6 protein-coding genes are annotated in these 6076 nt (G+C 70.2%); 2 read left to right on the top strand and 4 right to left on the bottom strand.

The annotated features are described in order from the left end of the window. Positions 1-86: 86 nt before the first annotated feature. Genes AC0IW9_RS26305 through AC0IW9_RS26295 form a run of 3 tightly spaced genes read right to left on the bottom strand, consistent with a single transcriptional unit; the run spans position 87 to position 3029 of the window. Positions 87-923 (bottom strand): HesA/MoeB/ThiF family protein, encoded by an 837-nt coding sequence (locus AC0IW9_RS26305; RefSeq protein ID WP_471651265.1) that lies wholly within the window; start codon positions 921-923, stop codon positions 87-89. Between the two features lie 30 nt (positions 924-953). Continuing rightward, entirely contained in the window at positions 954-1907 is a 954-nt protein-coding gene (locus tag AC0IW9_RS26300; protein WP_471651264.1) for a tripartite tricarboxylate transporter substrate-binding protein, read from the bottom strand. Between the two features lie 54 nt (positions 1908-1961). After that, positions 1962-3029 (bottom strand): ketopantoate reductase family protein, encoded by a 1068-nt coding sequence (locus AC0IW9_RS26295; RefSeq protein ID WP_471651263.1) that lies wholly within the window; start codon positions 3027-3029, stop codon positions 1962-1964. Positions 3030-3247: 218 nt separating this feature from the next. Here AC0IW9_RS26295 and AC0IW9_RS26290 point away from each other — a divergent pair, with 218 nt between their 5' ends. Both AC0IW9_RS26290 and AC0IW9_RS26285 read left to right on the top strand, forming a co-directional pair. Then, positions 3248-4762, top strand: coding sequence for an acetyl-CoA acetyltransferase (locus AC0IW9_RS26290; RefSeq protein ID WP_471651262.1), 1515 nt, complete (start codon positions 3248-3250; stop codon positions 4760-4762). A gap of 14 nt (positions 4763-4776) precedes the next feature. After that, the gene (locus AC0IW9_RS26285) at positions 4777-5604 is read left to right on the top strand and encodes an SDR family NAD(P)-dependent oxidoreductase (protein WP_471651261.1); all 828 of its coding nucleotides are present in this window, start codon (positions 4777-4779) and stop codon (positions 5602-5604) included. A 6-nt stretch (positions 5605-5610) separates the two neighbouring features. On the opposite strand, the gene dut is transcribed toward AC0IW9_RS26285, so the two are convergent. Beyond that, positions 5611-6072, bottom strand: coding sequence for a dUTP diphosphatase (gene dut, locus AC0IW9_RS26280; protein ID WP_471651260.1), 462 nt, complete (start codon positions 6070-6072; stop codon positions 5611-5613). Positions 6073-6076: the final 4 nt, after the last annotated feature.

Below are 6076 nucleotides of genomic sequence, written 5' to 3'. Positions count from 1 at the left end.
GCCGCCGCCCCGGTGGCCAGGACCAGGGCGTAATGCGCCCGTTCATGCCCGCCCGAGATCAGCAGGATGCCGAGCGGCCTGGCCATTCAGGCGGCGGTGCAGGCGAGCGGGGCCGGCGTGGCATGGGCCGAGAGGTCGCGGATGGTGGGTGCCTCGCCACACAGGGCGCAGGCGGGGTCCCGCCGCAGCTTCACCGTGCGGAAGCGGGCATCCAGCGCATCCCAGAGCAGGAGCCGGCCGGACATGCCCTCGCCGATGCCGAGGATCTCCTTCAGCACCTCCGTCGCCTGCAGCGTGCCCATGACGCCGGTGACGGCGCCGAGCACCCCGGCCTCCGAGCAGCTCGGCACCAGGCCTTCCGGCGGCGGCTCCGGATGGAGGCAGCGGTGGCAGGGATGCGGCGCGCCGAGATGGGCCTTGTAGGTGGAAAGCTGGCCCTCGAAGCGGAGCACGGCGGCGGAGACCAGGGGCTTGCCCAGCAGGTGGCAGGCATCGCCGAGCAGGAAGCGGGTGCCGAAATTATCGGTACCGTCGCAGATGATGTCGTAGCGGGGGATGAGGTCCAGCGCCGTCTCGACATCGAGCCGGACGGGATGCACCTCGACCGTCACTTCCGGGTTCAGCCCGGCCAGGGTCTCGGCGGCGCTGGCGGCCTTGTTGCGGCCGATGCGGGCGGTGGTATGGACCACCTGGCGCTGCAGGTTCGAAAGCTCCAGCGTATCGTGGTCGATCAGTCCGATGGTCCCGACCCCGGCCGCCGCCAGATACAGCGAGAGCGGGGCACCGAGGCCGCCGGCACCGACCACCAGCACCCGCGCGGCCCGCAGCTTCGCTTGGCCGACCGCGCCCACATCCTGGAGGAGGATGTGGCGGGAATAGCGGTGCAGCTCGGCATCGGTGAAATCGAGGTCCATGCCGGTCATATGGGCGTGGTCCTCGGCCTGCTGCAAGGCTCAGTCGGCGAAGGCGCCGGCGGCCTCGATCACCGGGCGCCAGCGTGCCACCTCCTCGGCCAGGAAGCGGCGGTGGAAGGCGATGGTGGCGCGTTCCTCGGTGGCGGTATCGGTGGCCAGCTCGGCGAAGCGCTGGCGCAGCTTGTCGTCCTTCAGCGCGACCCGCAGCGCGGCGGAGAGGAATTCCTGCACCGCCTCCGGCGTGCCGGCCGGGGCATACATGGCATGCCAGGTGGTCATGGCGATGCCGGGGGCGCCGGCCTCGGCCGTGGTGGGCAATTGCTCGAGCCCCGGCACCCGGGCGGGGCTGGAGACGGCATAGGCGGCGACGCGGTTGTCCTTGATGAAGGGCAGGGTATTGGTCGCCTGGTCGCAGAGCAGGTCGATGCGGCCGGCCATCAGCTCGGCGATCGCCGGCGCGGTGCCGCGGAAGGCGACGGTGGTGGCCTGGGCCCCGGCGGCCTGCTGCACCAGCATGCCGCAGAGATGCGCCGCCGAGCCGAGGCCGGCATGGGCCATGTTCAGCCGGTCCCCGCCCTCCCGCAGCGCGGCGAGGTAGCCGCGCAGGTCGGTGGCGGGGAAGCCGGGCCTGGCGATGAGGGTCATCGCGGCATCGGAGACCATGCCGAGCGGGGCGAAGCTATCCAGCACGCTGTAGGGCAGCTTGCGGTACAGCGTGGCGCTGGCGGCGAAGCCGATGTTGTTGATCAGCAGCGTATAGCCGTCCGGCCGCGCCTGGGCGCCGCGCTGCGGGCCGACGGTGGAGCCGCCGATGCTTTCCACCACGACCGACTGGCCCATGGTGCGGGTCATGGCATCGGCGACGATGCGGGTGATGGTATCGGTCGGACCGCCGGCAGCACCGGCGGCGATGATGGTGATGGGGCGGCTGGGGAAATTCTGAGCCTGGGCACCAGCCATCGAGACGAGCAGCGCAATCAGGATGCGGAGCATGCGTAGCCTCCCAAAAGGCCGGGAGAAGGTATTCTCCCGGACCCTCATCTATTTTTATGAGTTAAGGCGGAGGTCGATGATGTGCTTCGGGTCGGCGGGGATTTCGCCCTTCTCGACGCGCTTCACAATGTCGGTCAGGGCGGCATTGGCGGGTGTTGCCATGCCAACGGCCTTGGCCTTGTCCACGATGAAGCCGTTGATGAACTCGATCTCGGTGCGGCGGCCCTTCATCATGTCCTGGCCCATGGAGGGGCGATGCGCGCCGCCGCCGGGCTTGCGGGCCTCGGCCAGGCGGTGCTCGTCGTAGTCGTGCCGGGCGGCGGCATCGCCCTCGCCGGCGCGGGCGATCACCTCCGGATCGATGTGGTGGATCTCCTCCAGCGTATAGCCGAGCGCCTGGCCGACGCGGATCGCCTCCGACCCCACCTTGGCGGTGAAGTGGCGCAGCGTGTCGTCCAGCAGGATCTCCTTGCTCACCAGCCCGGTGCAGGCCGAGAGGCCATTCGCCATGGCATTGGTCACCAGCTTCGACCAGCGCTCGCCCCAGAGGTTGGTGGTGACCTGGGTGCTGTCGGCCAGCGCGGTCAGCCGGCCGATTTCCTTTGCCCGGTCGGTGATGCGGCCATGCACCTCGCCGACGCGGAAGACGGTATGGGAGGTGCCGGACTTGCCGGCGGCGCGGCGAACATGGCCCGGCTCGCAAAGGTCCACGGTGATGGAGCTGGCGATGGCGCCGAGCGTCCGGCCCCAGCCGACGATGCCGGCGATGGTCTCCTCGTTCATGCAGTTCTGCAGGGAAACGCAATAGCCGCCCGGCGCCAGGTATTGCTGCACCATCATGGACGCCCAGGCAGTGTCGTAGGATTTGGTGCAGATGAAGGCGATGTCGAAGGGGCGTTCCTTCGAGACATGCTGCAATTCGGTCAGGTGGATGGCGCGGACCGGCACGGTGAATTCCGGCACGTCCTTGAGGTGGGAGATGCGCAAGCCCTTCGACCGCATCACCTCCACGTTCTCCGGCCACATGTCGACGAAGGTCACGTCCTCGCCGGCCTGGACCATATGCGCGCCGGCATAGCCGCCGACCGCGCCGGCGCCGATGATGGCGATGCGATTGCCCATTGGATGTCTCCTGCCCTTGCTTGGGCGGGAGTATTGCGCCCTCCGCGCCGCGCGGCAAACCGCCCGGCCGGCGGGGGGTGGACCATTGCGGGTCCGGCCCGGGGCGCTGCCGGGGATTGGACAAACCGGCGCCGCCGCGCTTCCCTGGCGGCCAAGAATCATCGGGGAAACGCCATGCCGGCCTCGCTCCACCGCCTGTTCCCTGCGCGGCCCAGCGCATGAACCCGGACCGTATTCCCGTCCTCGTCGGGGCCGGCGAGGTGGTGGACCGTCCCGCCGAGCCCATCCTGGCACGGGAGCCGGCGGCGTTGATGGCTGAAGCCCTGCGGCGCGCCGATGCCGATTCGGGTACCAGGGCTGGAAGCACCCTGCTGGCGGCGCTCGACAGCCTCGATATCGTCAACAGCGTCTCCTGGCCCTACCATGACGTGCCGGAGGCGTTGGTCGCGCACCTTGGCCAGCGGCCGGCCCGGCTGGTTTATGGCCCGGTGGGCGGCGAGAGCCCGGTACGCTTCATCCATGAGGCGGCGAACCGGATCGCCCGGGGCGAGAGCCAGGTCGGCGCCGTGGTCGGCGGCGAGGCGACCCATGCGGTGGCGGCGGCGCAGAAGGCGGGCATCACCCTGCCCTGGACGACGCCCGATCCGACCTGGTCCCGGGTCAAGGGACGCGACTACCTGCATCCGCTGGCGGTGCGGCTGGGCGTGGCGGATCCGGTGACGGTCTATCCCTTCTACGAGAATGCCATCGAGGCGCATTGGGGCCAGACGCCGGCCGAGGGCCAGGCGGAATCAGCCGAGTTGTGGTCCGCCTTCTCCGAGGTCGCGGCGCGCAACCCGGCGGCCTGGCTGGGCCGGGCGACCAGCGCCGAGGCGATCGCCACGCCAGGCGAGCGCAACCGGCCGATCGCCTTCCCTTACAACAAACTGATGGTCGCCAATCCCATGGTGAACCAGGGGGCCGCCATCCTGCTGACCAGCCTGGCGCGGGCGCGGGAGGCGGGGATCGCGGAGGAGCGGCTCATCTACCTCTGGGCCGGAGCGGCGGCGGTGGAGCCGCGCGACTACCTGAACCGCGACCACTACCATGGGGCGCATGCGCAGAATGCGGTGCTGGATGCCTGCGCCGCCATCGCCGCCGAGGAAGCCGCCGCCTTCGACATCTGCGAGCTGTACAGCTGCTTTCCCTGCGTGCCGAAGATGGCGTCCCGCCGGCTCGGCCTGCCGCCCGGTGCGGTGCCGACGACGACGGGCGGGCTGACCTTCTTCGGCGCGCCGCTGAACAACTACATGACCCATGCCGCGGCGGCGATGCTGCGGGCCTTGCGCGCTGCGCCGGGCCGCGCGGCGCTGCTCTATGGCCAGGGCGAGTTCGTCACCAAGCATCATGCGGTGGTGCTGGCCAGCCGGCCGCCGCGCGAGCACCGGCTGCCGCAGGACTACAGCGTGCAGGCCGAGGCGGATGGCCGCCGTGGCCCCGTGCCGGAATTCGCCGAGGCCGCGGCCGGCGATGCCGCCATCGAGACGCATACCGTCCTGCACGACCGCGACGGCAGCCCGCACCATGGCGTGGTGATCCTGCGCACCGCGGATGGCCGGCGGACGCTGGCGCGGGTGCCGGCCTCGGATGCCGCGACCATCGCGCTGCTGAAGCGGCCGGACCGCACGCCGATCGGCACCACCGGGCCGTTGCGCACCGCCGGTGACGGCGTGCTCGAATGGCAATCCCACTGAAGGAGGAAACATCCATGTCCCAGAAGCTCGCCGGCAAGACCGCCCTCGTCACCGGCTCCGGCCGCGGCATCGGGCGGCAGATCGCCTTGAAGCTCGCCAGCGAGGGCGCGCGGCTGGTCATCAACGACCTCGATGCCGCGCCGGGCGACGAGACCGCGGCGGAGATCCGCGCCATGGGCGGCGAGGCGGTCGCCTGCAACGGCGACGTCACCGCCGATGGCTTCGCCGAGCGCTTCGTGCAGACGGGAATCGATACCTTCGGCGGGCTCGACATCATCGTGAACAATGCCGGCTATACCTGGGACAACGTCATCCAGAAGATGACGGACGAGCAGTGGCACGCCATCCTCAACGTCCATCTGACCGCGCCTTTCCGCATCATGCGCGCGGCCTCGCGCTTCATCCGCGAGGCGGCGCGGCAGGAGGCCAGCGAGGGGCGCGAGGTCTTCCGCAAGGTGGTGAACATCAGCTCCACCTCCGGCGTCTACGGCAATGCGGGGCAGGCGAATTACTCGACCGCCAAGGCCGGCATCATGGGGCTGACCAAGGCCATGGCGAAGGAATGGGGCCGCTACAAGGTGAACGTGAACGCGGTCGCCTTCGGCCTCATCATGACGCGGCTGACCGAGGCGCCGGCGCATGGCGGCGCCACAATCGATATCGCCGGACGCGAGATTGCGGTGGGCGTGCGGCCGGAGGTGCTGAAGAATGCCGAGACGCTGATCCCGCTCGGCCGCGGCGGGCAGCCGATCGAGGCGGCGGGATCGGTCTACCTGTTCTGCATCCCGGAATCGAATTACGTCAGCGGGCAGACGCTGGTGGTGGCCGGCGGCCGCCCCTGACCGCAGTCAGCCGGTGGAGCCGAAGCCGCCGGTGCCGCGGCCGGAGAGGGTGGTGAATTCCTCCACCACCTGGAACTCCGGCCGGACGATGGGGACGAAGACCATCTGGGCGAAGCGTTCGCCGGGCTGGATGACGATGGGGGCGCTGCCCGGCGCGTTGCGGTTCCAGGCGCTGATCATGATCGGCCCCATGTAGTCCGGGTCGATCAGCCCGACGAGGTTGCCCAGCACCAGGCCCTTCTTGTGGCCGAGGCCGGAGCGCGGCAGCACCAGCGCGGCCATGCCGGCATCGCCGATATGGAGGGCGATGCCGGAGGAGATCAGCAGCGGCGCGGTGCCGGGCAGGATCTCGGCCGGGGCGTCCAGGCAGGCGTGCAGGTCCACCGCCGCGGCCATGCCGGTCTGGTAGCGCGGCAGGCCCCAGTCGTGCAACCGCGCGTCCAGCACCTTCAGCTCGATCTTCGGCATCGTA

It is taken from the genome of Belnapia sp. AC561 (assembly GCF_979252845.1).
The sequence above is the reverse complement of the archived record's forward strand: the minus strand, read 5'-3'. Positions and strand labels throughout refer to the sequence as shown.

Coding starts and splice junctions, on each gene's coding strand:
- AC0IW9_RS26290 (WP_471651262.1), top strand. CDS start 3,248: ATGAACCCGGACCGTATTCCCGTCCTCGTCGGGGCCGGCGAGGTGGTG.
- AC0IW9_RS26305 (WP_471651265.1), bottom strand. CDS start 923: ATGACCGGCATGGACCTCGATTTCACCGATGCCGAGCTGCACCGCTAT.
- AC0IW9_RS26295 (WP_471651263.1), bottom strand. CDS start 3,029: ATGGGCAATCGCATCGCCATCATCGGCGCCGGCGCGGTCGGCGGCTAT.
- AC0IW9_RS26300 (WP_471651264.1), bottom strand. CDS start 1,907: ATGCTCCGCATCCTGATTGCGCTGCTCGTCTCGATGGCTGGTGCCCAG.
- AC0IW9_RS26285 (WP_471651261.1), top strand. CDS start 4,777: ATGTCCCAGAAGCTCGCCGGCAAGACCGCCCTCGTCACCGGCTCCGGC.
- dut (WP_471651260.1), bottom strand. CDS start 6,072: ATGCCGAAGATCGAGCTGAAGGTGCTGGACGCGCGGTTGCACGACTGG.